Origin of the sequence: Streptomyces sp. NPDC088817 (assembly GCF_044750345.1) — a bacterium.
Lineage (GTDB): Bacteria > Actinomycetota > Actinomycetes > Streptomycetales > Streptomycetaceae > Streptomyces.
Map to the genome: position 1 here is coordinate 144942 of NZ_JBIVJN010000006.1, position 24302 is coordinate 169243.

The following is a 24302-nucleotide window of genomic DNA, read 5'->3' on the forward strand; positions in this document are numbered from 1 at the left end:
ATCATGTGATCCGATCCAGATGCCGTCCCTGTCGGGAGTTGTGGGTCATGGCGTGCGATTGACGATGCGGTCGAACAAGGCGATCAGTTCGGTGGACGCGGCCGGCGACAGCTCCGCTCGTCCGAGGTGCTCCAGAGCCGAGTCCAGATGGCTGCGGGACAGTCGCTCGGCCGTGTGCCGACCGCCGGATTCCTCGACGAGGTCGGCCATCTCCTGCAGGTGCGCTGCCGTGGTGCCGTCGGAGTGCCACAGCCGGCGCAGTCGTTCGCCGGCCGGGCTGTCGACGGACAGGGCCGCCAGCACCGGGAAACTCGGGTTGCGCCGCAGGATGTCGCTCCGGACGGGCTTGCCGGTCACTGCGGGGTCGCCCCAGATGTCCTCGACATCGTTGAAGATCTGGAAAGCGAGGCCCAGATGCCTGCCTGCGCCGCGCAGGGCAGCCAGGACGTACTCCGGTCCACCCGCCCGCAGCGCGGGCGTCACCAGTGCGCACTCCAGCAGCGCGGACGTCTTCTCCTCCACGATCCGGTCGTACTCCGCGATGCCGGTGTCCGAACCCAGCCGGACGGTGAGCTCGCGGGCCTGGCCCGCGAGAACCAGACCGAGGGCTTCGGCGAACACGCTGGAGATTTCCGCACGGCCGGGGCCGGGGTCGTCGACGACCATCCGCAGCGCAAGAGCCTGCAACGCGTCCCCGGCCAGGATGGCCGGACCGGCGCCGAACACCTTCCACGCGGCGGGGCGGCCGCGACGCAGCTCGTCCGCGTCGATGATGTCGTCGTGGATCAGCGTCGAGTTGTGCAGCAACTCCAGTGCCGCCGCCTGGCATCGCACGTCCTCCGGCCGCAGGCCGACTCCATCGGCCGCCGCCATCATGAGGGCGGCGCGGGTCAGCTTGCCGCCCTCCGCACTGCTGGGGTCACCGTGTTCGCCGACGAAGCCGAGGTGGTAGGAGCAGATCCGGGCCAGGGTCGGCTCCAGTGCGGAAACCTGCTGCCGCACAACGGGCAATACCGTGGACTGCACCATCCTCGGCGACAGGAAGGCCTGGAGCCCGGTCGACGAGGTGTCGAGTGCGCTCATCGGGATTCTCCTCCGGTCGCGCGCCTTTCCAATTCCTGGTCAGAACCTGCGCGCATGGGGTTCGCGAATTGCACCACCGAAAATCACTGTGCTGGATGTGCTGCGTAAATCCCGGTGAACTGTCGATAGGCAGTTGCTCCCGCGTCTACGCGCAATCTGAACTGGAGTGATGCACCGGAATTTTCGTGATCGTTCCAGCCGCCATCCTGAACGACCCCTCCCGCCGTGTCAACGATGCGGCGGGAGCATCTTCGACTTTAGGAAAAACCCCAAAGAAGACGGCGTAAGACCTGGATTAGACTACCCTTCCGGTGAAGGACTCGGTTTCCACCGACGGCGCGGATGCCCTGTTCGGCGCTCGACGCGACCTGCCCCCTGGTGGCCAAGGTGCACCAGGAAGCCCGCCGGATCACCCGCGACTGCCGAGCAGTATCACACAACGTCACTGATCATTACCGGGAATGGTTTACTGAAAGCTTGAGAGACGGAATGGCTATGTCAGTTGGTTCTGCTCAATTACATGAAGACAGGTCGTTCGACCCGTATGGCGCACATCGCGACGACCCGTATTCCTTTCTGGCCGACGTCGGAGATGCGGAGCCGGTCTTCTACGCCCCTCTGCTAGACGCGTGGTGCGTCACCCGACGCGAGGACATGATCGCGGTGCTGCGGGACGACCGAAGCTTCTCGGCGCGTGACCACAACCCTCGTCCCGCGGTCGCTCTGCCCGAGGACGTGAGTCGGATGTTCCGCACCTGGCGCGGCGCCGACGCGGTGGCCGTCGGCTCACTCGACCCGCCCGAGCACGCCAGGGTCAGGGAAGTGCTCAACGCCGGGTTCACGCCGGCCAGGGTCAGGGCGTTCGAACCCACGATCCGTGCGATCGCCACCGATCTCGTCGAACGCACCGCGGACTTGACGGAGTTCGATTTCATCTCGGCGTTCGCCGTTCCGTACGCCCTCGAGGTGATCTGCCGGCGCCTCGGGGTCCCGGACGAGTACGTCGACCGCTGCCGCACCTGGTCCGAGCAACGCATCGAACTCATGATGTCGCAGCGCAACGCCGATCCTGAACAGCTGCGTGAATACGCCCGCGGGCTGATGGACTTCGGAGCGTTCGCCCGTTCACTCGTGCAGGAGCGGTTGGCGTCACCGCAGGACGACCTGATCAGTGAGCTGCTCCACGACGGCAAGGCGGGCCGCACGCTCACCGCCGACGAGGTTTCCGTCCAGGTCCCCACACTGATCTTCGCGGGACACATGACCTGCGCCGAGGCGCTCGGCACGATCCTCTACCAGCAGCTCCGGTCACCCGGCGGCTGGGCCGAGGTCGTCGACGGAACAGTCGCCACACGGGACCTCGTCGAGGAGGGGTTGCGGTTCGACAGCCCGCTGGCGGGCATGTACCGGACCGCGGTCCGTGACGTGGTGGTCGGTGACGTCCACCTGGCCGCGGGGAGCCGGCTACTTCTGCTGTACGGGGCGGCCGGCCGGGACAGTCGCGCTCACGCATGTCCGGCCGCGTTCAGTCCGAACAGCCAATCCGCAACGCATCTCGCGTTCGGGCACGGCATCCATTTCTGCCTCGGAGCCGGATTCGCCCGCGCGGAACTGGAGATCGCGGTAGAGGCCCTCGCCACCGGGATGCCGGGACTGACTCTGGCGCCAGGGCGGCCGCCGCATCACCGGCCGGTGTTTCCGCTTCGGGCGTTGACCGAGTTGCGGGTACGGCAGTGAGGACGGGCATCCGGGCGGGGGCCGGGGCGAGCCCCCGGGTTCCGCGGATCAGTATGCCGGCTTCGTAGTCCGCGAATTGGCGGATTGAGCTGGGGATACGGCTGTTTTCCGGTGAGCGGTTGTCGGCGGGACCGTCGGCAACCGCTCACCGGGCTCGCCGGCCTCGCCCAGTGGCGCGCAGCGGACCGAGTGTTGCGGTTGCGCGGCGAGCGGATCGATACCTTCGTGCGGGTGCCGTCAGACGCCGAGTTGGAAACCGGGGACGGCACCTGCCGTCATGCGCGGACCGCGGTCAGGTAGAGGTAGCCGCTCTCCGGGATGGACCCGAACCTGCGCACGAAGTCGATGAGCGAGTCGGCCTGTTCCTTGCCGACCAGATCGGACAGCTTGTCGCGGACGGTCTCGAAGGCGTCGGCCATGAGCCCGAGGGTGCGGATGACGTTGTCGGTGATGTCGCGGATCTCCACGTCGACGAAGCCGTTGGCGGCCAACGCCGTCCGGTATTCGTCCACGGTGCCCAAGGAACGCACCGCGTAGTTCTCGCAGATGTGGTCCAGGACCACGCGTCCCTCAGGGCTGACCGGGCCGCGCTGGATGACGTCGGCGACGACGAGGCGGCCGCCGGGACGCAGGACGCGGGCGGCCTCGGAGAGCACCTGGCCGCGGTCGGGCATGTGCCACATCGACTCGAACGCCCAGGCCGCGTCGAACGAGCCGTCGGGGAAGGGCAGGTCCATCGCGTCCGCGAACTGGAACGTGGCCCGGTCCGCGAGCCCGGCCTCGGCCGTGAGTTCCGTGGCCTCTGCCACCTGGATGTGGCTGACGGTGATGCCGACCACGTTCACGTCGGAAGCGCGGACGAGTCGCCGCGCGGGATGACCGACGCCGCAGCCGATGTCCAGGACCCGCTGGCCGGCCTTCGCGGCGAGACCCGAGATCATCAGGTCGGTCAGGCGGTCGGTGGCCACCTCGACGGAGCTGTCGTCGGCGTCGTTCTCCCAGTAGCCGTAGTGGATATTGCGGCCCCACGCGGAACCGTAGATCCGGCCGAACCCGTCGTACACGTTGCGGACGTCGCCGTGATCGGGAGCCTTTTCGAGCGTCATGAGGAATTCCATATCGTTGCGAAGGGGGTGACGTGGATACAGCTGACGTAGCCCTTGGGACCTTGGCAGCTGAAGGGGTGAAATGCGGCCGGAAACCCGCTGCGCTGGGCTGGGCAGTCCCAGCCCAGCGCCTGCGTGATCCCGTTTCCTCGCTACTTCTTCAGCTCGAAGCGCAAGAAGCCCAGCTTCAAGCCCCCTGCCTGCCATTCGGCGCCGAGCGCCTGGTTCGCCATCAGGGATATCCGCAGATTCCTGCGGTCGACCGGCGAAAGGCTGCTGTCACTGTCCAGTACCGCCTTCGTCCAGGCGGTACTCTCCTCCCAGAACGGCAAGGTTTCTGACGTGGCGTCGACGTCATCGACCAACTCGAAACCCGCAGCCTTCGCAGCTTCCGCGTAGTCGAGCACCGTGGCCGGCTTCGTGTAGAAGTATTCGGCCCACACATCGGCCCCGTGAGGGCGCGTGAGGAACACTTCCTCGATGCACACACTCCCGCCGGGACGAAGCACGCGCGCCAGACGCTCGAACCACTGGGGACGGTTGAAGTACCCGCTGCTCTCGATTGCCACTGCCGCGTCGTAGGGGCCGTCCAGGGGGAGATGCATGGCATCGCAGACCAGCGTTCGGACCTTCCCGTCCACGCCGCATTCCCGGGCGAACCCGTCGATGATCGGCGCGTGTTCCTGCGCGTTGGTGACCGCCGTGACGTCGGCGCCGTACTCCTGTGCCCAGAAGAGCGAGCCGCCGCCAAGACCGCAGCCGACGTCCAGGATCCTCCCCGACAGCCGGTGTTCGGCGCCCCAGATCTTGGCCCCGTACCGCAGCAGACCCTCTTGATGACTCCGAATGCTGTGGCGAATGGCATCCGGCGTCGCGTCGTGAGGGTGCAGCGGCGCTTCAGAGGAGGGGTAGTGACCTACATGGTAGTGAATCCTGGGTCCAGGCCCGTATTTGCGAACGAGCCTGGCTGTTTTGTCGTCGTAGTACTGGCCAACTATTCTCACCTCGTCCTGAGGCTCCAGCACTGCTTGAGGCGAACTTGAAAGTTCATCCAGATTTGACACGGCCACTCCTCCAGAGCTCGGATGCCGACGACGTTGGCGAATGGCATTCAACAAGGATCGCTGGACCGGATTCCATGGAGAAGTGGTTTGCGGTTCGAGCAGCGCCTCGTTCGAAATGCAGAGCCGCCCTCACGATCCGGAATCTTGAGTCGTCCCGAAATTGAGTGGCAGCTATTGGATTCCATCCTGGAGGGCAACCCTGGTCGTGTCAACGACACAGCGTGACCGTCTTCGACTTTAGGAAAAACCCCAAAGAAGACGGCGTAGGGCCTGGATTGGACTATCCTGCGGAACGGTAGCTGCTGGGCGGCACCCAAGGCCGCACTTCGAGTCCGGTTATCAAGCCGGCACCCAACGGCAGACAAGACTTCCTGAGAAGGGCTCGGTTTCTACCGACCGATGTGGATGCCCTGTTCGGCAACGCAAGCCAGGCGCTCCGACGCGGACGTCATGGCACGGAACGGAGTGGGAATGAGTGGCGGTAAGCAGGTCCTGCTGGCCGAGCCACGCAGTTTTTGTGCCGGTGTACGCCGGGCGATAGCCATCATCGACCTCGCGCTGGAACAGCACGGCGCGCCGATCTACGTCCGCAAGGAGATCGTGCACAACCACTATGTGGTGCGCGAGTTCCAGCGCCGGGGTGTCCGGTTCGTCGACTCCGAGCAGGAGGTACCGGAGGGCGCGGTGTGTGTCTTCTCCGCGCACGGCGTCTCCCCGCAGGTGCGGCAGAACGCGGACGCACGCGGACTGGACGTGCTCGACGCGACCTGCCCCCTGGTGGCCAAGGTGCACCAGGAAGCCCTCCGGTTCGCCCGCGACGGACGGACGTTGCTGCTGGTCGGGCACGCGGACCACGAGGAGGTCGAGGGCACCTACGGACACGCCCCCGACCGGACCGTCATCGTCGAGACGGTTGCCGAGGCGGAGGCACTGGACCTTCCCTCCGACGCACCTCTCGCCTACCTCACCCAGACCACGCTCTCGGTGGACGAGACCAGGGACATCATCGCCGTGCTCCAGCGCAGGTTCACCGACCTGCGCGGGCCCGCCACCGACGACATCTGCTACGCCAGCCAGAACCGGCAGGACGGCATCAGGGCCATTGTGGACCGGTGCGACCTGGTGCTGGTGGTCGGTTCGACCAACTCCAGCAACTCGATCCGGATGGTCGAGGTGGCGCGCAGGCTCGGCGGCAGGGCCGAACTGGTGCCGGACGTGACCCACTTCGACCCCATGTGGCTGGCCGGCGTGAGCACGGTCGGCGTGAGCGCCGGGGCGAGCGCGCCGGAGATCCTCGTCGACCAGCTGCTCGACCGGCTCGCCGAACTGGGTTACGCGGACACGTCCGTGGAGCGGGTGGCGACCGAGGACATCGTGTTCTCCCCGCCCACGCGGCTGACCGGAGTGGCGGACGTGCCGTGACCGATCGAGACCGAGCGACCGCGTAGGGCAGTCGGCCCGAAGTGACCGAGAGGCCGGCCGCGGCCGCCCACCACACCCAGTGAGGAGCACTGTCCGACATGGCGCTGCTGGAAACCGTGCGCCACCCGGCGCGGCTGCGTGAGCTGACCGCCGGGGAGCTCCGTGACCTCGCCGGGGAGATCCGCGCGTTCCTGATCGAGCGGGTCTCCGCGACCGGGGGACACCTCGGGCCCAACCTCGGTGTGGTCGAGCTGACCCTCGCGTTGCACACGGTGTTCGAGTCCCCGCGGGACCGATTGCTGTGGGACACCGGGCACCAGTCCTACGTGCACAAGATCCTCACGGGCCGTCAGGCCGGGTTCGACCGGCTGCGCAAGTCGGGCGGGGTCTCCGGCTACCCGAGCCGGGAGGAGTCCGAGCACGACCTGGTGGAGAACTCGCACGCGTCCACCGCGCTGTCCTATGCGGACGGGCTGGCCAGGGCGGACGCCCACCTCGGCCGACGCGACCGGGCGACCGTCGCGGTCATCGGCGACGGCGCGATGACCGGCGGCATGGCCTGGGAGGCGCTCAACAACATCGCGGGCGGGCCGGAGCGGCCGCTCGTCATCGTGCTCAACGACAACCAACGCTCCTACGCGCCGACCGTCGGCGGGCTGGCCGAGCACCTGGCCGACCTACGCGCCGGGCGCGGGCCGAGCGTGTTCGACCAACTGGGGCTCTGTTACGTCGGCCCCGTCGACGGTCACGACCTCCGCGCCGTCCAGGACTCCCTGCGCCACGCGGTCGCACTGGGCGGGCCGGTGGTGGTGCATGTGATCACCGCCAAGGGCAAGGGATACCGGCACACCGAGAGCAACGACCTCGACCTCGGCCATGCCGTCAAGCCGATGGACCCGCACACCGGGCAGGCGCTGAAGGCGTCGCCCCCGTCGTTCACGTCGGTGTTCGGCGAGAAGCTGGTCGAACTGGCCGAGCAGCGCGACGACCTCGTGGCGATCACGGCCGCGATGACCGAGCCGACCGGGCTCCTGCCGCTGCAGCGCAGGTTTCCGCACCGGGTGATCGACGTCGGCATCGCCGAACAGCACGCGGTCACGATGGCCGCCGGGTTGTCCATGGGCGGCGTGCACCCGGTGGTGGCCATCTACTCCACGTTCGTCAACCGCGCGCTCGACCAACTGCTCATGGACGTCGCGCTGCACCGCCGCCCGGTGACGTTCGTCCTCGACCGGTCCGGGGTGACCGGCGACGACGGGCCGAGCCACAACGGCATGTGGGACCTGTCGGTGCTTCAGGTGGTGCCGGGGCTGCGGATCGCGGCGCCGCGGGACGGCACCCGGCTGGCCGAACTGCTGGCCGAGGCGGTGGCGTGGCACGAAGGTCCGACACTGCTGCGGTTCCCCAAAGGCCCCGCCGGCGATGACCTGCCCGCCACCGCCACGTTCAACGGGATCGACGTGCTGCGCCGTTCCGGCCGGTTGGACGTGCTGATCATCGCGGTGGGTTCGCTGGCCGGGCTCGCGCTCGCCGTCGCCGACGGTGTGCGGGCCCAGGGCATCGGGGTGACGGTGGTGGACCCGAGGTGGGTCACCCCGGTCAACCCCGCGCTGGCCGACCTGGTCCGCCGCCACCGGCTCGCGTTCACGGTCGAGGACAACAGCCGTGCGGGTGGAATCGGTTCCGCGATCGCGCAGGCGCTGCGGGACGCCGACGTGCACACCCCGCTGCGCGAGTTCGGCATTCCGAGGCGGTTCCTCAGCCACGGCTCCAGGGCCGAGGTGCTCGCCGCCTGCGGGCTGACCGCGCAGAACATCACCAGGGTCGTGGTGGAGCTGCTGACCGGCCTCGACGCCGCACCGGCGCCGGCGGACATCGACGACCCCGGCACCTGGCCGGTTCGCTCGGGGGAGGAACATTGACGACCACCCGGCGCGATCGCCCGTGCGGCCGAGGACGCGGGGATCCCGATCCGGATCGGAGGGTGAAGCACCACGACCCGGTGGTGATGTTCGAGGCGTAGCGCAAGCGGTCGGAGCGACTGCCCGCTGCACCTCGGCGTGACTGAGACCACTGGGTTCTCGCGAACCTCCAAGCATTAATCCACAGCTTCGCAGGCAATGCGCGGGGGCCACGAATCTGTTCGCAGAATCTGGAGGACGAACGCCCTCGAAACTAACGCGACGCGATTCGGCGCCTGCAGCTTTTCGGACATGACGCGGACGTGATAGTCGATGGTCTTCGAGCTGAGGTACAACTCTCGCGAAAGTCGCCCGCTGGAGAAGCCGGCCGCAACGCCCTCCAGGATTTTGGCCTGAACCGAGCTGGGAACCCAGCCACCGACCGGCTGGGACATTTCGCAACCGTTCTGATCATTACCCATGGCACCCATCCATTCCATACAGCCCGGCTAGGCCAAAACCGTAAACGGAGAAATGCGTCGGGGAGAAGTACTGGAATAAGAGTCTAGGTGTACCCCTAACACTCCATCTGTAGACCGCGATCCTCATGTCTGGGATGCGGCTTGTCGCCGGTAATGACTGGTGCGAGAGCGAGCATGGCCAGGGTGACCCGTCGTGTCCAGGACGGATAGCGGCGACGGTGCAGCACTGACCGACGGGTCTACGGTGCCGACAGGGCTGTGCGCTCCGCTCTCTCCAGCCAGTCGGTGTACCAGCGTACGAACGTCACCGGCGTACCGTCGTCGCCGAGCAGCGGGGCGAGGTCTACGTCGTCCACCCGGCAGTCGGACCAGATCGTCCCGCGATGGCTGCCGCTGAGGATCAGCCATTCTCTCTGGGCGCAGCCCAGGTGGGAGATCACGGTCGAGGATGTCCGGGAACCGGCTGGGTCATGCGGACCCTGTGCTCGTACGAGCGTGCGACGACGTGGTGCGGTCCCCGTTCGGCGCCGGGTCGGCCGGTCCGGGGAGCCCGCCGGGACCGGCTTCCGGCGCCGGATGTCCGAGGGACGACTCGGTGCTCTCGCCGAGGAAGCCGCCCGACTGGTGCCGCCACAGCTTGGCGTAGGCACCGGCCGCCGCGAGCAGTTCCTCGTGGGTGCCCTGCTCGACGACGCTTCCGCGGTCGAGGACGACGAGACGGTCCATGCCGGCGACGGTGCTCAGGCGGTGGGCGACCACGAGGGCCGTACGTCCGTCCATCAACCGCCACAGGGCGTCCTGGACGAGGAGTTCGCTCTCCGAGTCCAGCGCACTGGTCGCCTCGTCGAGCAGCAGGATCGGGGCGTCGCGCAGGATGGCTCTGGCGAGGGCGACGCGCTGGCGCTGGCCGCCCGAGAGTTTGACTCCCCGCTCCCCCACCAGAGTGGCGAAGCCGTCGGGGAGTTGGTCGGCGAACTCCGTGACGTGCGCGGCCGCGGCCGCCGCGTGAACCTCCTCGTCGGTGGCGCCGGGCCGGGCGAAGGCGATGTTGTCCCGCAGACTGCGGTGGAACATGGCGGGTTCCTGCGGGACGTAGGCGATCAGTGAGCGCAGATCGGTCTGGCGTAACCGGCAGATGTCCTGACCACCGATCAGGATGCGTCCGTCGTCGATGTCCGACATCCGCAGCAGGAGCCGGGTGAGCGTGGTCTTGCCGCCGCCGGACCTGCCGACCAGACCGATCCGCGCGCCTGCGGGCACGTCCAGGTCGAGTCCCTGGAAAATCGGCTTCGCGGCCCTGTGGGCGAAGGTCACCGTCTCGAAGCGGATGCCGGTGTCCCGCGGTGAGAGCGGTTCGGGGCTCGTCGGGTCGAGCACGGTGGGCGGATCCAGCAGCAACTCCGTGAACTGCGCGGCCTCGGTCATGGAGCTTTCCAGGCGCCGGTAGATCTGGTTGAACTCGAACATGATCTGCGTGGCGTTGGAGTAGTAGGTGAAGGCGACGACGATCTCCTCCACTCCCTGGCCCGAGCCACCGAAGGCGATGGCGACCGCCAGACCCAGCACGTTGGTCAGCACGGACATGGGGGCTACCAGGGTGTCGACCCGCAGATTGCCGTAGTCCCACGACCTCAGCGTCAGACGCCGGGAGTCCGCGACACGACTGCGGTGTTCCTCGGCCTCCCGCCTCTCGGCCGCGAACGCCCGGATGGTCTCCATGTTCATGAGACTGTCGGCGACGTGGCCGGAGACCAGGGCGACCGCCGCCTCACGGTCGTTGACCATCCTCTGCCGGCGACGAATCAGGGGCGTCGCGGCCACCACGGTCAGTCCGATCATCACAAACAGCCCGGCGACCAGCATCGGTTCGTAGCTCCACAGCACCACGGCACCGAACACCAGGGGGACGAGACTGCCCACGATCCGGTACGTCAAGGTGTCGACGAAGTCCTCGAAGCGCTTGCCGAAGCTGAGTACCCGTTTGGTCAGGGAGCCGGCGAAGTTGTCGTGGAAGAACGCCGCGTCCTTGGCGAGGAGTTCGTCCATGCCGCTCACGTACAGGTGTTCCATGCCGAAGGCTTCCACCCGGTTCAGGCAGTGCTGCCCGACCCGCCACACGACCTCGGCGAGCAGCAGCGTCACCCCGAAACCCAGCACGTACGGCAGCGCCGAGCCGAGGGTGAGACCGTCGTCGGCGGCGGCCTGTCCCGCCAGTTTGGCGATCAGCAGCGGGGCGACGTAGCGGATGCCGATGTTGCCCACGGCCGGCAACAGCAGCGCGGGCAGGGCCAGCAGTCGTAGTCGCAGCAGTTCCCGGACGTAGCGGCGAAGTACCAGAACGACCGCGCTCCTGCCCGGTGTCGGCCCTCGCGTCTCTTCTGTCCCCATCGCACTCCCGGAGGTTCGGAGGTCGGAAGTCTCCCGCCCCGGGCGGTTCTCAGTCCAGGCATTTACCGCGGACTGGCGAGAACCGGACACTGCTGTCTCCACGAACTCCTCCTTGCGGCACAGGAGTTCCTCGCGGAAGAGGGTGCCGAGCCGCAGGCGTCGCTCCATGGTGCGCTTGAGGCTGACGCTGGTGAAGACATCCTCAAGGTGCAATTCGGCGCTCATGGTGTAAATCCAGCCATCACCCTCGACGTCTTTCCCCCGATAAACAGCCCATAGCCGTGGAGCGCTTTCCCGAGTTTCATCTTGCGGACCCTTCGGAAAAACAATCAATCTGACGACATGGGAAATCTGATGCGATGCTGATCCGGGCTTGGTAACCGGCTGAGCACACCCGCCGATTCCCCTCCGTCCGGGCCGGTCGACGCGGGCGAACTGAGAGTAGCGATCACCTGGTAGGCAATTGACCCCACCGCTCTCCGGACGACATGCTGGATAGGCGCTCGGACAGATATCTGCCCGGCCGCGGGCGCCGGGTGAACACCGGCCACGGACGGTGAGTAACGTCGGCCCAGCGGGCGGGGCTCTCCCCGCAATGGCGTTCCGGTTGCTGGCGCGGCGGGCCCGGCCTCGCGCTACGCCTTTCCGCCGCCGTCCGTCTGATGGCCGTGGTCGTATGCTGGGGCCCGTGACACCGAAAGCCGATCAGGGGCCGAGACTGCGGGCGGACGCGGCTCGCAACCGCGCCCGGGTGTTGCAGGTCGCCCGCGAGCAACTGGCTGCCGGTGATGACTCGCTCCAGTTGAACGCCATCGCCCGGCTGGCCGGCGTAGGTGTGGGTACCGTGTACCGGCATTTCCCCAATCAGCATGCGCTGCGGGAGGCGCTGTCGGCCGAGCGGTTCAGGGAACTGGTCGGCGAGGCACAGGCCGCGGCGGACGCCGAAGACGCCCTCGCGGGCCTGCACCAGCTGCTGCGGTTCACCCTCGCGTGCACGTTGGAGGACACCGGGTTCGCCGCCGTTCTCGAATCCGCCGCCGACGCCGAGGCCCACACCTCGGAGCTGAAGGCCGAACTCGACCAGGCTGTCGCTCACCTGCTCGACCGTGCCCGCGTGACGGGCGCCATCCGGCGCGACGTCGAGGCCGATGACGTGCGTCGCCTGCTCTGCGGCATCGAGCACGCCGTGCGTGCCTGTGACAGCGATCCCGCACGCACCGAGGTCTACCTCGATGTCCTCATGGAGGGCCTGCGTCCGCCGCGCTGACTGCCGCTCGGCAATCGGCACGAGGGGCTCTGGTCGCCACTCGCCACCTTCCCATCAACCGGATGACCATCCGGTTGTGTTAGCGTGCCCCCATCAAATCGGATATCTATCCGTTTCATGCCGGCGAGACAGTGGAGGGCGGACGCCATGGAGCAGCGGGCAGTTGTGACGGCAGGGACGGGAGGCATCGGCCTGGAGACCGCGTTGGGGCTGGCGGAGCGCGGGTTCGCCGTCACCGTGGTCGGCCGCGATGCCGAGCGGGGTGCCCGCGCGGTCGAGCGGATCGCCGCGGTCACCACCGGAGGCAGGCCGCGGTTCATGGCAGGCGACCTCGCATCGCTGGACGACGTCCGGTCGCTCGCTGCCCGACTGGCAGCCGAGGGGCCGCTGAAGGTCCTCGTCAACAACGTCGGCGCGATGTTCGCGCAGCGGCGGCAGACCGTCGACGGGATCGAGGCGTCGTTCGCGGTCAACCACCTCTCGCCGTATCTGCTGACCGAGCTGCTGCTCGACCGGCTCCGAGCCGGCGCTCCGAGCCGGATCGTGAACGTCAGCTCCGGTGCGATCCGCGTCGCCAAACGCTCCTTCGACGCGGTCGAGCCGCCGGGCGGCTACTACGGCTTCCACTGGTACGGCCGGGCCAAGCTCGCCAACCTCGCCTACACCCTGGACCTGGCCGAGCGCTTGCGCGGCAGCGGCGTCACCGTCTTCGCCGCCGACCCCGGCGGTGCCGCGACCGACATGACCAACGGCACCATGACCTCACCCCGGATCGTCTCCCCGCCCTTGCGGCTGCTGTGGCCGCTGGTCCGCCGCACCTTCGAACGCTCCACCACCGGCCCCGCGTCCGAGGCCGCCAAGCCGTCCATCGTCGCGGCCACCGACCCCGCACTCGACGGGCAGACCGGTCTGATCATCGGTCCTCAGGCCCGCCCCGTTCCCGCGTTCCGCGCAAGCACCGACCCCCGGACCGTAGCCGCCGTGCTCAAGCTCAGCCGACAGCTGGCACCTCTTCCAGACGGCCGTTGACCGAGCGAGTCACGCGGATCCACTGCGCAGGCATCCGGCCACGGCCCGCCGGCAGCACGACGGAGACCGGGGAGCACGTGGAGATGTGCCGGCCGTACCAGGGGTGAACCTTTCACCGCCCCCGCATCGTTGACTATGCGTAATCAGAAGGCGCCTGGGGTCGCCCCCCGGGAGACAGACTCAAGCACGAAGAAGGCTCATGAACACGGTCACTGCCGGCGAGAACTACACCGTCTCGGTCTTGCAACGGCTCTCGGAGAGAGGCGATCGTGACGCGATCGTCGCGGGGAAGTGGCGGATCAGCGGCGACGAGGCCGTCAGCACGGTCCTGCGCTTCTTCGCGGCCTTACGGGGCAGCGGTCTGGTGGAGGGAGACGGAGTCGCGCTGTTCGTGGAGAACACTCCGGAAGCGCTGCTGCTCCAGCTGGCCGTTCACTTCTCAGGCTGTCGACTGGTCTTCGTCCCGCCGGAGCCCGGCAACGGCGAACTTGAAGCGTTGATCCAGCGCGCCGACGTCAAGTTGCTCCTGTTCGACCCGGTCTTCGAGGAGCGGACCCAGTGGATCGCCGGCCGGATCGACATTCCGAATGTGTTCAGTGTCGGCGCATCCTCGAGTGCGACCGACTTCCTTGTGGCGGCGTCCGGCACCACAGGCTGCTCGCTCGGCGAGGCTGCCGACGGCCGCCACATCGCGACGCTGCTCTACACAGGCGGTACCACCGGACTGCCCAAGTTCGTCGTCCACCGCAGCGGCTACTACGACCTCTATGTGCAGGCTTCGAGCGCGTACGCCGCCGACGCCTCGGCTGAAGGCGCGCTGCTGATATGCACGCTGGTGACGCACACCAGCGGCCACGGCGCCTTCCTGCTGGGCGCCCTGAGCGGCCATACCATCGTGCTGCTGCGGACGTTCGATGCCGGCACGGCCCTGTCCGCGATGGACAGATGCTCATGGGGCAGAACGGAGATCGGGGTCTACCCGGCGGCAAGCCGAACTGGGGACCTGCAGGTCGAACGGCACTTGATCGTGTTCTGAAGGATGTTTGTCACAAGACATCGGCGAGGCGGCCCACCTGGTTCGGGTCAAGGCCGTAGCAGTAGAGCATGACCTCGTCGGCGCCGAGGTTCGCGAAGTCGGTGATCGCATGGCGGATCTCGGTCGGCGTGGTGAGCATTCCGGCCACCATCCGGTCGGCCATGCCGGTGAACGCGTAGTACGCGTGCATGTTGGCCTGGGCGTCGTGGACCACGTCCTCAGGACCGAGCGCGACGTTGACCTGCGCGACGATGCGCGGTTCGCCGTCGCGGTCGTACTCCTTCCAGAATCTGCGGGCGGTGTCGAACAGGCTGCCTGCCCAGGAGGGCGCCGCGGCAGCGAGGAAGCCGTCACCCCAGCGTGCGACGCGTTCGATTGCGGCGGGCTTGAAGCCGCCGAAGAGCACCTCGGGGCCGCCGGGACGGGCGGGCGCAGGACCGATCGGGCCGACGCCGTCTCCATACGGCTCGCCGGACCACAGACGGCGCATTACCGCCATCTGCTCGTCGAGGCGTCGGCCTCGGGTGCGCTTGTCGGTGCCTGCGGCCTGGTGGTCGTCGTCCCGGCCACCGATGCCCAGGCCGAGGACCAGGCGGCCACCGGTCATCCGGTCCAAGGTGGCGGTCTGCTTGGCGAGGAGAGCGGTGTCGCGCAGAGGAGCGAGCAGCACCTCGGTCTGCACGCGAATGCGGGACGTGGCGCCCGCGAGAACGGCGAGGGCGACCAGGGGTTCGGGGTTGTGGTAGACGAGCCGGTCGAGCAGGCCGAGGGTGCTGAAGGGCCCGTCGTCGGCGCGCTGGGCCCAGGTGAGCAAGGTGGCGGGGTCGGCGATGGGCAGGCCGATACCGACGTTCATGAAGGAGACCTCCGAAGGGAAGGGTCGACAAAGACTGCTGCCGCTCCTCCGGCACCTCAGCGAGGTGGGACGTTCCCGCTCTGCGGCGTGCTTCTGGGGAACGTCTCGTCGAAGTGATCTCACCCTAGGGTGATTCGGTTTGACGGGACAAGCCGATTTGGGCCGACTGCTGCCCCCACCCGGTGGAGTGGTTGCCGACGTCGTCCGCTCTTTCTTTCGGATCGCCACTCGCAGCGATCGAGGCAGCGAGTCCCGGCCGCCCGGTAACCGCCGAGGTCCAGCAGGAGAACGTGCGGGCGTGTTGGCCCGGCGGCCCGCGAGCACCCACCACGCCCGGCTCCGCGGTGAGAAAGGGCACACCCCGCCCGCCGGCACGAAGCCGACCAGCACCACGAATGCCCAGGTCACAGCCATCTGAGATCTCTACGAACCCGAGGGCGGTTCACGGAGATCGTTTTGTTAGGTGTCCTAACATTTCTGGATAGGCCCCACGACAGGGCGCCCACTGTGCACGGCCTCTCCCACCTCTTCGGATCGAGGCCGCGGGCGACTGCCCACGCCGACGCCCGCTCGAACTCGTCTCCGACAGAAGGAGGACCGTATGCCCGAAGCCGCAGAAACGTCCCACCCCGGGGGCGAGGCGCCGAAGGCCCCGATCGAACGCCGCCACCTCGGCGGCACCGAACGGCGGCGCCACGGCCAGGAGGCGGAGAACCGTCCTCCCGTCTCCAGTCAGGAACTCAGCAAGGCCCCCGCGGAACTCATCGAGGAACCCGGCCCCAGGGTCAACTGGCGCGTCTTCGTCATCGCCTCGGCCGTCATCGTCGCCTTCTCCCTCTGGGCGATGCTCGTGCCCGCGCACGCCGCCGGCACCATGCAGACCATGGTGGGCTGGATCGCGGAGAACCTCGGCTGGTTCTACGTCCTGACCGTCACCGTGGTGATCGTGTTCGTCCTCTGGGTCGCGCTGTCCAAGGAGGGCTCCGTCCGGCTCGGCCCCGACCACTCCCGGCCGCAGTACAAGCTCTTCACCTGGGTGGCCATGCTGTTCGCCGCCGGCGTGGGCATCGACATGCTCTTCTACTCCGTCACCGGGCCCATCAGCCAGTACATGGCGCCACCGACGGGCGCGGGCCGGACAGGCGCGGCCGCCCAGGACGCCGTGGTCTGGACCATGTTCCATTACGGCGTGGCCGGCTGGTCCATGTACTCGCTGCTCGGCATGGCCATGGGCTACTTCGCCTACCGCTGGGGCATGCCCCTGTCCATCCGGGCCGCCCTGTACCCCCTGCTCGGCAAGCGCGTCCGCGGCGGGATCGGCGACACGATCGACATCGTCACCCTGGTCGGCACCGTCTTCGGCGTCGCCACCTCCATGGGCATCGGCGTCGTGCTGCTGGACGTCGGCTTCGCCTCGCTGTTCGGCCTGCGGCAGGGCCTGTCCCTGCAGATCGCGCTGGTGGTCGTGGCCGTGATCATGACCGTCGCCGCCTGCACCTCGGGTGTGAACAAGGGGATCCGGCTGATCTCCGAGCTGAACATCTGGAGCGCGGCGGCCATGGTGCTCTACATCCTGGTGACCGGAAAGTCGGCGTTCCTGCTCAACGCACTGGTGGAGAACATCGGCCGGTTCGTCTTCTCGCTGCCTGACCGGACCCTGCAGACCTTCGCCTACCAGGACGGAGGCTCCAAGTGGATGGCCGGCTGGACCCTGTTCTTCTGGGCGTTCTGGCTGGCCTGGGGCCCGTTCGTGGGCCTGTTCCTCGCCCGCATCTCCCGCGGCCGGACGCTGCGTGAGTTCGTCATCGCCGCCATCACCGCCCCGGTGCTCTGCGACTTCCTGATCGTGAGCATCTTCGGCAACAGCGCCATGTACCAGGTCATGCACGGGAACACGAAGTTCGCCCAGCTGGCCGTGCACAGCCCGGAGGAGGGCTGGTACGCGCTGCTCAAGATGTTTCCCGGTGCCAGCTTCCTCATCGGCCTCGGCACGCTGTCCGGACTGCTGTTCTACCTCACCAGCGCCAACTCCGGCGCCATGGTGATGTCCAACTTCTCCTCCTCGATCCCCAACCCGTCGCAGGACGGGGCGAAGTGGCTGCGTGTCTTCTGGGCGGTGCTCACCGCGGTGCTGACCATCGCGATGCTGGTGGCCGGCGGGGTCACCACCATGGAGTACGCGACGCTCATCTTCGCCCTGCCGGTGACGGTCATCGCCTGGCTGGTGATGGCCTCCTTCTCCAAGGTCCTGCGCATGGAGCGGGCCGAGCGCGAGGGCCGGATCCTGCGCCGGCAGTCGACGGCGGCGCACGGCGGTCACGTGCCCGAGCGCACCTGGCGCCAGCGGCTGGAGCGGATGCGCTCCTACCCCTCGAAGAAGCAGGTGGCCCAGTTCATGGAAGTGTTCGTGCAGCCGGCGCTGGCCGACGTGGTCCGCGAATTCGAGAAGCAGGGCTACCAGGCCACGCTGGACCTGGTCCCGAACGAGCACGCCGGAATCCCCGGCCACGCGCTGGTGGTCGCGATCCCCGAGCACCGCGACTTCCACTACCAGGTGCAGGCCGTCGAGGCCCCGGTGCCGATGTTCGGCGGACGCATGTCCCGCCAGACCGACGTCTACTACCGGGTCGAGGTGTTCACCCAGACCGGCTCCGAGGGCTACGACCTCATGGGCCTGTCCCGCCAGCAGGTGATCGACGACGTCCTGGACCGCTACGAGGCGCACCTCGGCTTCCTCACCTACTCCGCCGAGCGCGACTACGCCTCGGTGCTCACGCCGCCGATCGTGACCGCTACGGGCGCCGTCCCGATCGTGGAGCCCGCGGAGCCGCAGGACGACTCCGGTGCGGACACCGTGGGCAGCGGGCCGAAGGCGTAGGCGTAGGCGACGGTCACAGCACCTTCCCCGCGGCGCAACCACGGAGAGCCCTCAGGCATCATGATCATCAACCGGGGGGAGAGCCACGAGAGAGGGCGTCCATGCACGCGGACAGACGCTGGGCCAGATCCGCCGTCGCCGCCACAGGAGCGGTGGTTCTCTTCACCACCGCCTGCGAGGGAACGCCGGCCTCGGCGGACGGGGACAAGGGCAACCCCGGCTTCGCGGCCTTCCAGGGCAAGCCCTGTCCGAAGCTCACCGCCGCCGACAGGACCAACGGCCACCTGATCACCACGGCCGCCGGCCCTCGCGAAGGCGTCACCGTCCACCCCGGCGGCGAACCGCGGACGGTCCTCGTCAAGCTCTGCAACACCACCGGCAAGGCACTCCGCGACATCGCGCTCTCCGCGCAGGTCGAGTCGGACTACGCGGGCGAGCGGGCGCCCAAGCTGACGGTGGAGCGGCGCGAGGCCCCCGAGGGCGACTGGCACCCCGTCGAACTGGTCGTGGCCAACGACTACCAGCCGCTGACCGGCGCTTCCGGTGCGCGGGACCTGCCCGCCCACGGCACCCGCACCGTGGAGTACCGGATCAGCGCCGCCAAGGACGCCCCCGCGGGCCGGGGAGGGTTCGCCGTCCACGCCGTCCGGGCCGACGCGAACCCGCCCGACATGGAGGACATCCGGGGCGGCGGCCACGGAGGATTCCCGCTCACCACCGCCCCTCGCGGGTGACGGGTCCAACGGCACCCCACGTCCTACGGGGTCCCCCGGGAACTCCCACGATCCGGTGCGGGGCCCCCGGCGAATTCCTTCGGCCCCTCACCTCGACGGCTCGCCGCCCTCGTGGGGCGGCGAGCCGTCCCACGAGGTGACGTCATCACTCAGCATCGCGCAGGGAACGGATCAGCGAGGAGCGGGCGCGGGCCACGCGTGAGCGGACCGTACCGATCGGGCAGTCGCTGAGCTGGGCCGCCTCGGCGTAGGGCAGGCCGAGGAGTTGCGTCAGGACGAAAGCCTCCCGGCGCTCGTCGGGCAGCATGTCGAGCAGTTCGGTGAGGGCGATGCCGTCGTCGAAGCTCGGCAGGCCACGCGGCTGGGCACGCTCGGCGGCTGTCTGCCAGTCCTCGGTGTCGGACAGGCGAGGCCGCGCCGAGTTGTACCGAAAGCTGTCGATCACCGCGCGGCGGGCGATGGACAGCAGCCAGGTACGCGCGGAGGAACGGCCCTCGAAGCGGTGCAGGCTGCCCAGAGCGCGCAGAAAGGTGTCCTGGGCCAGGTCGTCGGCGGCCTGGGGGTCGGCACTCAGGAAGGTGACGTAGTGGCGGACGTCTCTGTGCAGGGCGCGGACGAAGTTCTCGACGGCCTCGGGGTCACCGCCGCGAGCGGCGAGCGCCCAGGCCGTTATCGACTCGTCGGTGGCCGCGTTCTGGTCATGCGCCCTCGTCCTGGACGGCGTCTTGTCGGATGCGGCGGGCAGGGCAGGACTGATCACCTGATGTCCTTCTCGGAAATCCGGAAAATCCGGTATCCGGATCGCCCGGCCCTGGGCGCGGCCGATCCGGTGATGGCGTGGGAGTGTGGCGGGCGTACGCGCGCATGGCCGCGCACGCCCGTTGCCCGGGCCCGTTCGGGCGTGGCACACACGGATGGCCCGGGGAACCGGCTGTCTCAGACGACAGCGGTCCCCATGGGCGGACCCCGAGAAGTGATCGCGTGAGCAACGAGCAGCCCACGCGGCGGACGGGCGGAGCGGCCGCGGCGAACGTGGATGTTCGGTCGGTGCGGTGGTGCGGGCAGGGTGAGGGGCAGCCGCAGGGGTGCGGCCAGCCATCCGGCCACGGCGCGCAGAATGCGGAAGGCGGCGCGTTCCCCGTAGGCGAGCCACAGGCCGCACATCAACGCGGCGAGCAGGTGGGCGGCGAGCATTCCGGTGGCGGCCGTCCCCCCCATGGCGTGACCTGTTCCCGTCATGCAGTGCGGGACGCTCAGCGACTCCGTGGCGGAGCCCACCCGGGTCATGCGGTCCGTCGCGTGGCCCATATGAGCCATCGAGACCATGTAGTCCATGAAGGGAGTGCCGTCACCCGTGCCGTCCATCGCCATGGAGTCCATGGGCATGGACGGCATCGGGGGCGCGGACGGCGTGGACAGTTCCTGCGCGTACGAGAACCACACGTGCAGTGCCGCCTGGACGGTCACCGCGACGGAGAGAACGAGAAGGAGTCCGCGCTCCCGGCCTGCCAGGCATAACGCCGTACCACCGGTCACCACCACCGCCGCGGCGAGGGCCCACCAGGGCACCGCGGTGTCCGACATCAGGGCGTGCCCCAAGGTGGCGAGCAGCACGCAGACGGCCGCGAACACCGCGGCTCGTACCGTGCGCAAACACCACCCGACCGTCATGGCGGCTCATCCTCGCATCGCTGGCTCTGCCGTCACGGGACGGTACGAGATCTCCCCCGGCCCCACACTCAACACTGTCTCCGTAATTCAGGTCACCGTAAAGGGCGGGAACTCAGGAAGAGTTGGATCCGACTGCTGTCCCGGGAGGTGCGTCTGTGACGACGGAACAGGCGGGACGGGCCGGACAGGGTGGGACCCCGCGGACGGCCGGGGAGGCGGGGGCAGGGGCACCGGGTGCCCTGACCGCGCTGCTGACGTGTGCCATGGCCTTCTCGATGCTGCAGCTCTTCCTGCTCGGCGCGCTCGGCCCGCGGCTCGTGGCCGAGTTGGGCGTCTCGCCGACCGTGCTGGGGCTGACGACCACCGTGGGGTTCAGTACGGCGGCCGTGCTCTCTCCGCTCGGAGGCCGGGTGGTGGACCGGGTGGGGCCGAGGCGTTGTCTGGTCGCGCTCCTGGCGATGGCGGCGGTGGCGCTGGCCCTGATCGGGTCGGCGCCGGGTGCCGGCTTCCTGCTGGCGGCCGTCGCGCTCGGCGGGCTGCCGCAGGCGCTGGCCAACCCGGCCACGAACAAGGCGATCCTCGCCGCCGTACCGCCCGCACGGCGCGGTTCGGTGACGGGGATGAAGCAGTCGGGGGTGCAGCTCGGGGCGTTCGCGGCCGGACTGCCGCTCGCGGCGCTGGCCGGGCTCGCCGGATGGCGGGGTGCCGTGTGGACGGCGGCGGGCGCCGCGGTGGCGGCGGCGGTGTGGGCGGCGTGGGCGTTGCCCGCCGACCCGCCGGCGAAGTCCACACCGGCGGTCCTGGTGCCGCGCGGCATGATCGCGTGGCTGCTGGTGTTCTCGCTGCTGCTCGGCTGCGGCATCGCCTCGGTGAACACCTACCTGGCGTTGTACGGCACCGAGCGGCTCGGTCTCGGGCCCACCACGGCGGGTGCGCTGGTGGCCGTGCTGGGAGTGGCCGGGATCGCGGGGCGGGTGGGCTGGTCGAAGGTCGCGGGGCGGCCCGAACGGGCACCCTGGCTCCCGGGTTCCCTGGCCGTGGGCGCGGTGGCCGCGGCCCTGCTGCTTGCCTGCTCGTCCTCCTTCCACCCGTTGGCGTGGGTGGCGGCCGCGGCGGTGGGCGTCTTCGCCGTGGCGGCGAACGCGGTGTCGATGGTCCTGGTGATGCAGCGCGCCGCGCCCGGCCGGGCGGGACAGGACTCGGCGTTGGTCTCGGCGGGCTTCTTCGCCGGATTCGCGGCCGGGCCACCGCTGTTCGGGGTGCTGGTGGAGGCCGGCCGGTACGGGGGCGGTTGGCTGCTGGTGGCCGCCGAGTTCGCGGGAGCCGGGGCGGTGGCGTTGCTGTGGGCCGTGCGGGAGCGTGGGACGGGCGTACGGTCATGAGGGCACGCACGGATGAGGTCACGCCCTCGCCGGAGGACCGGCAGGCACCCCGGGCCCCGGTGACCGCTCCCGCCTGGGCCGCCCCGGCCCTCGCCTCCGTCCTGGCCCGGGTCGCCGTCACCCGTGCCGAAGTCGGCGACCGTTTCCCGCTGTACGCGGACCCGGACACCGGCACGTGGCGGACGACCGCGCGCGGCTCCTGGACCGGTGGTTTCTGGGCGGGGCTGCTGTGGCTCCGCGCCCGGTCCACCGGCGACGACGCCGACCGTGCGGCCGCGCGGGCCTGCACGGCCCGCCTGGCCGACTGGGCCGAGACGGACACCGCGGCCCGTGGACTGATCTTCTGGTACGGCACCGCATTCGCGGACGACGACCTGGGCCTGCGGGAGCGGGCCGCGCGGGCCTGCCTGGACGCCTTCGACCCCGAACTGGGCCTGGTGCCGTGGGGTTCGGCGTTCGGCGGGCCGCCGCTGACGGCTCGCGTGGACGGTGTGCCCGGGATGGTGCCGTTGCTGGCAACTGTCGACTCGGAGGCAGCTCGCTCCCATCTGCGACGACATGCCGAACTGTGCCTCGGGGCGTGGCCGCCCCGCTGGTCGTGGCGGCACGACCCGGGCACGGGCTGGACCGCGTGCACCGATCCGTCACCGGGCTGGAGCCGGGGCCCGGCGTGGCTGCTGCTCGCCCTCGCCGAGGCAGCGCACCTGACGGACGGCGACGAATTCTCCGTTCACGCCGCCGCGTTGCGGGCACCACACCTGGTGCCGCCCGCTGACGCCGCCCACCCCGACGGCCCTCGCGACACCTCGGCCGCCGCCATCACCGCGCTGGCACTGCTCGGCCTCGGCCACCGGGACCGTGCCCTCACCGTCCTGGAGGCTCTGGTCGAAGGCCACCTGACCGGCGATGGCCGCCTCCTGGACGGCTGTTACGACCTGACGGCCGGAACAGCCGTGCGGCAGGAACTGATCTGGGGCGACTTCTTCCTGGCGTACGCCCTCGCCGTGCTCACCGGCCTCACGGCCGTGAACCCCGTGCGCTAGGCCGGATCCGTCCGCAGCACCCGCCGCGCCACCGACGTGATGTGCAGCTCGTCCGGGCCGTCGAGGACGCGGGCGGCGCGGCCCGTGCGGAAGAGGGCGGGGAGCGCGGTGTCCGGGCCGAGGCCCGCCGCGCCGTGGACCTGGATCGCCGCGTCCGCCACCAGGCTGAGCGTGCGCGAGGCGGCCACCTTCGCCAGGCCGACCTCCACATGGGCATCGGCGCCCGCGTCCAGCCGGGCCACAGCCTGGTGGACCAGGGGCCGGGCCGTCCGCAGGGCGAGCAAGGACTCGAAGACGTGACGCTGGACGAGTTGCAGGTCGCCGAGCGGGCCACGGGAGCGGGTGCGGGTGACGGCTCGCTCCCGCATCAGCTCGAAGGCACGGCCGGCCTGACCGAGCCAGCGCAGGCTGCGCAGGGTACGGCCGAGTTGGAGCCGTTCGGCGGCCACGGCGAGAGCCTTGCCGCGTTCGCCGATCAGGTGGTCGCCGTCCACTTCGACACCGTCGAGTTGGATCTCCGCCTGGCCGGCCGCGCCGAGTACGGTCAGCTCGCGCACCACCCGGAAGCCGGGGGCGGCAGCGGGGACCAGAAGCAGAGACAGGCCCTCCCGGTCACCGGCCCGGCCGTCCGTGCGGGCGAGGACCGTGACGAGATCGGCGTCGGCGGCCCCGCTGACGAACCATTTGCGCCCGGTCACGTGCCAGCCGCCGCCCTCACTCGCATCGGCGCGGGTGGTGGTGAGGAAGGGGTCGGTGCCGGGGACGTCCGGCTCGGTCATCGCGTAGCAGGCTCGCAGGTCCCCGGCGACCAGCGGTGCGAGTTGGCGCTCACGGACGCGTCGGCTGCCGTGCCGCCACAGCATGAGCGCGTCCAGGAGTGAGGCCGAGCCGAGTGCCGCCGGGCCGTGGTCACTCTCGCCCTCGGCCTCCGCGACATGGGCGTACGACGACAACGGCAGCCCCTGGCCGCCCAGTTCCGCCGGGAGGGGCAGCGCCCACAGCCCCGCGGCCTCGGCGTCCTTGCGCAGCCGTCGCAACGCCGCCGCCGCGTCCGGACCGCCGCCGTCCAGGACCGGCTCGCAGGGCACGACCCGGGCACGGACGAAATCCGCCACCCGGTCTCTCAACTCCTGTATTTCCGGTGGACATTGCGGATCACCGAGCGTCACGTCCCACACCGGTCCCTCACCCCTTCGGGAACTCCGGCTCCTGCCGGTCCGACC

The 24302-nt window shown here is 69.3% G+C and carries 18 protein-coding genes and 2 pseudogenes; 10 read left to right on the forward strand and 10 right to left on the reverse strand.

Annotation, left to right across the window (positions count from 1 at the left end; genetic code table 11):
* Positions 1-45: 45 nt before the first annotated feature.
* Positions 46-1083: a polyprenyl synthetase family protein gene (locus ACIP4X_RS13250; protein ID WP_358731435.1), complete on the reverse strand. Its 1038-nt coding sequence runs from the start codon at positions 1081-1083 to the stop codon at positions 46-48.
* Positions 1084-1461: 378 nt separating this feature from the next.
* Here ACIP4X_RS13250 and ACIP4X_RS13255 point away from each other — a divergent pair, with 378 nt between their 5' ends.
* Complete coding sequence (locus ACIP4X_RS13255; protein WP_391454834.1) at positions 1462-2820, forward strand: cytochrome P450; 1359 nt, start codon at positions 1462-1464, stop codon at positions 2818-2820.
* A gap of 275 nt (positions 2821-3095) precedes the next feature.
* Here ACIP4X_RS13255 and ACIP4X_RS13260 read toward each other — a convergent pair whose 3' ends face one another.
* Both ACIP4X_RS13260 and ACIP4X_RS13265 read right to left on the reverse strand, forming a co-directional pair.
* Positions 3096-3926: a methyltransferase domain-containing protein gene (locus ACIP4X_RS13260; protein WP_391454835.1), complete on the reverse strand. Its 831-nt coding sequence runs from the start codon at positions 3924-3926 to the stop codon at positions 3096-3098.
* A gap of 152 nt (positions 3927-4078) precedes the next feature.
* Complete coding sequence (locus tag ACIP4X_RS13265; RefSeq protein ID WP_358731440.1) at positions 4079-4990, reverse strand: methyltransferase domain-containing protein; 912 nt, start codon at positions 4988-4990, stop codon at positions 4079-4081.
* A 471-nt stretch (positions 4991-5461) separates the two neighbouring features.
* On the opposite strand from ACIP4X_RS13265, the gene ispH reads away from it, so the two are divergent.
* Both ispH and ACIP4X_RS13275 read left to right on the forward strand, forming a co-directional pair.
* On the forward strand, positions 5462-6412 hold the full coding sequence (ispH, locus tag ACIP4X_RS13270; RefSeq protein ID WP_358731442.1) for a 4-hydroxy-3-methylbut-2-enyl diphosphate reductase: 951 nt from the start codon (positions 5462-5464) through the stop codon (positions 6410-6412).
* Between the two features lie 98 nt (positions 6413-6510).
* Positions 6511-8334 carry a 1-deoxy-D-xylulose-5-phosphate synthase gene (locus ACIP4X_RS13275; protein WP_391454836.1) on the forward strand — a complete coding sequence of 608 codons (1824 nt, stop codon included), beginning with the start codon at positions 6511-6513 and terminating at the stop codon, positions 8332-8334.
* Between the two features lie 176 nt (positions 8335-8510).
* Here ACIP4X_RS13275 and ACIP4X_RS13280 read toward each other — a convergent pair whose 3' ends face one another.
* The 3 genes and pseudogenes from ACIP4X_RS13280 to ACIP4X_RS13290 all read right to left on the reverse strand — a co-directional run bounded on the left by ACIP4X_RS13280 (position 8511) and on the right by ACIP4X_RS13290 (position 11183).
* Positions 8511-8813, reverse strand: coding sequence for a LuxR C-terminal-related transcriptional regulator (locus tag ACIP4X_RS13280; protein ID WP_358731445.1), 303 nt, complete (start codon positions 8811-8813; stop codon positions 8511-8513).
* Positions 8814-9034: 221 nt separating this feature from the next.
* Positions 9035-9235, reverse strand: a pseudogene (locus tag ACIP4X_RS13285) (SMI1/KNR4 family protein); the annotation flags it as partial.
* 28 nt (positions 9236-9263) lie between these two features.
* Complete coding sequence (locus ACIP4X_RS13290) at positions 9264-11183, reverse strand: ABC transporter ATP-binding protein (RefSeq protein ID WP_401348524.1); 1920 nt, start codon at positions 11181-11183, stop codon at positions 9264-9266.
* 688 nt (positions 11184-11871) lie between these two features.
* Between ACIP4X_RS13290 and ACIP4X_RS13295 the strand changes: the two genes are divergently transcribed.
* The 3 genes and pseudogenes from ACIP4X_RS13295 to ACIP4X_RS13305 form a co-directional block, all read left to right on the forward strand.
* On the forward strand, positions 11872-12450 hold the full coding sequence (locus ACIP4X_RS13295) for a TetR family transcriptional regulator (RefSeq protein WP_391454837.1): 579 nt from the start codon (positions 11872-11874) through the stop codon (positions 12448-12450).
* Between the two features lie 147 nt (positions 12451-12597).
* Positions 12598-13479 (forward strand): SDR family NAD(P)-dependent oxidoreductase, encoded by an 882-nt coding sequence (locus ACIP4X_RS13300; RefSeq protein ID WP_391454838.1) that lies wholly within the window; start codon positions 12598-12600, stop codon positions 13477-13479.
* A gap of 199 nt (positions 13480-13678) precedes the next feature.
* A pseudogene (locus ACIP4X_RS13305) lies at positions 13679-14338 on the forward strand (AMP-binding protein); the annotation flags it as partial.
* 187 nt (positions 14339-14525) lie between these two features.
* On the opposite strand, the gene ACIP4X_RS13310 reads toward ACIP4X_RS13305, so the two are convergent.
* Positions 14526-15371 (reverse strand): LLM class flavin-dependent oxidoreductase, encoded by an 846-nt coding sequence (locus ACIP4X_RS13310; RefSeq protein ID WP_391454839.1) that lies wholly within the window; start codon positions 15369-15371, stop codon positions 14526-14528.
* A gap of 601 nt (positions 15372-15972) precedes the next feature.
* Between ACIP4X_RS13310 and betT the strand changes: the two genes are divergently transcribed.
* Together betT and ACIP4X_RS13320 are read left to right on the forward strand one after the other, a co-directional pair.
* Positions 15973-18249, forward strand: coding sequence for a choline BCCT transporter BetT (betT, locus tag ACIP4X_RS13315; protein ID WP_401348236.1), 2277 nt, complete (start codon positions 15973-15975; stop codon positions 18247-18249).
* A 101-nt stretch (positions 18250-18350) separates the two neighbouring features.
* A complete protein-coding gene (locus ACIP4X_RS13320; protein ID WP_401348238.1) occupies positions 18351-18983 on the forward strand; it encodes a hypothetical protein in 633 nt (210 codons plus the stop codon).
* A 145-nt stretch (positions 18984-19128) separates the two neighbouring features.
* Here the strand turns inward: ACIP4X_RS13320 and ACIP4X_RS13325 are convergent, their stop codons facing one another.
* Both ACIP4X_RS13325 and ACIP4X_RS13330 read right to left on the reverse strand, forming a co-directional pair.
* Positions 19129-19743 carry a sigma-70 family RNA polymerase sigma factor gene (locus ACIP4X_RS13325; protein WP_358731454.1) on the reverse strand — a complete coding sequence of 205 codons (615 nt, stop codon included), beginning with the start codon at positions 19741-19743 and terminating at the stop codon, positions 19129-19131.
* 176 nt (positions 19744-19919) lie between these two features.
* Positions 19920-20654 carry a hypothetical protein gene (locus ACIP4X_RS13330; protein WP_401348241.1) on the reverse strand — a complete coding sequence of 245 codons (735 nt, stop codon included), beginning with the start codon at positions 20652-20654 and terminating at the stop codon, positions 19920-19922.
* A 263-nt stretch (positions 20655-20917) separates the two neighbouring features.
* Here ACIP4X_RS13330 and ACIP4X_RS13335 point away from each other — a divergent pair, with 263 nt between their 5' ends.
* Together ACIP4X_RS13335 and ACIP4X_RS13340 are read left to right on the forward strand one after the other, a co-directional pair.
* Complete coding sequence (locus ACIP4X_RS13335; RefSeq protein WP_391454917.1) at positions 20918-22036, forward strand: MFS transporter; 1119 nt, start codon at positions 20918-20920, stop codon at positions 22034-22036.
* Positions 22033-23079, forward strand: a complete 1047-nt coding sequence (locus ACIP4X_RS13340; protein WP_391454841.1) for a sugar ABC transporter permease — start codon at positions 22033-22035, stop codon at positions 23077-23079. The genes ACIP4X_RS13335 and ACIP4X_RS13340 overlap by 4 nt, the downstream gene beginning before the upstream one ends.
* Here ACIP4X_RS13340 and ACIP4X_RS13345 read toward each other — a convergent pair.
* A complete protein-coding gene (locus ACIP4X_RS13345; RefSeq protein WP_401348244.1) occupies positions 23076-24257 on the reverse strand; it encodes an acyl-CoA dehydrogenase family protein in 1182 nt (393 codons plus the stop codon). The two genes, ACIP4X_RS13340 and ACIP4X_RS13345, sit on opposite strands and share 4 nt — an antisense overlap.
* Between the last annotated feature and the right edge of the window lie 45 nt (positions 24258-24302).

What these genes read in the sequence shown, in the direction of transcription:
- ACIP4X_RS13330 (WP_401348241.1), bottom strand. Translation starts at nt 20,654, where the DNA reads ATGACGGTCGGGTGGTGTTTGCGCACGGTACGAGCCGCGGTGTTCGCG.
- ACIP4X_RS13335 (WP_391454917.1), top strand. Translation starts at nt 20,918, where the DNA reads ATGGCCTTCTCGATGCTGCAGCTCTTCCTGCTCGGCGCGCTCGGCCCG.
- ACIP4X_RS13280 (WP_358731445.1), bottom strand. Translation starts at nt 8,813, where the DNA reads ATGGAATGGATGGGTGCCATGGGTAATGATCAGAACGGTTGCGAAATG.
- ACIP4X_RS13310 (WP_391454839.1), bottom strand. Translation starts at nt 15,371, where the DNA reads ATGAACGTCGGTATCGGCCTGCCCATCGCCGACCCCGCCACCTTGCTC.
- ACIP4X_RS13250 (WP_358731435.1), bottom strand. Translation starts at nt 1,083, where the DNA reads ATGAGCGCACTCGACACCTCGTCGACCGGGCTCCAGGCCTTCCTGTCG.
- ACIP4X_RS13260 (WP_391454835.1), bottom strand. Translation starts at nt 3,926, where the DNA reads ATGACGCTCGAAAAGGCTCCCGATCACGGCGACGTCCGCAACGTGTAC.
- ACIP4X_RS13320 (WP_401348238.1), top strand. Translation starts at nt 18,351, where the DNA reads ATGCACGCGGACAGACGCTGGGCCAGATCCGCCGTCGCCGCCACAGGA.
- ACIP4X_RS13290 (WP_401348524.1), bottom strand. Translation starts at nt 11,183, where the DNA reads ATGGGGACAGAAGAGACGCGAGGGCCGACACCGGGCAGGAGCGCGGTC.
- ACIP4X_RS13300 (WP_391454838.1), top strand. Translation starts at nt 12,598, where the DNA reads ATGGAGCAGCGGGCAGTTGTGACGGCAGGGACGGGAGGCATCGGCCTG.
- ACIP4X_RS13275 (WP_391454836.1), top strand. Translation starts at nt 6,511, where the DNA reads ATGGCGCTGCTGGAAACCGTGCGCCACCCGGCGCGGCTGCGTGAGCTG.
- betT (WP_401348236.1), top strand. Translation starts at nt 15,973, where the DNA reads ATGCCCGAAGCCGCAGAAACGTCCCACCCCGGGGGCGAGGCGCCGAAG.
- ispH (WP_358731442.1), top strand. Translation starts at nt 5,462, where the DNA reads ATGAGTGGCGGTAAGCAGGTCCTGCTGGCCGAGCCACGCAGTTTTTGT.
- ACIP4X_RS13340 (WP_391454841.1), top strand. Translation starts at nt 22,033, where the DNA reads ATGAGGGCACGCACGGATGAGGTCACGCCCTCGCCGGAGGACCGGCAG.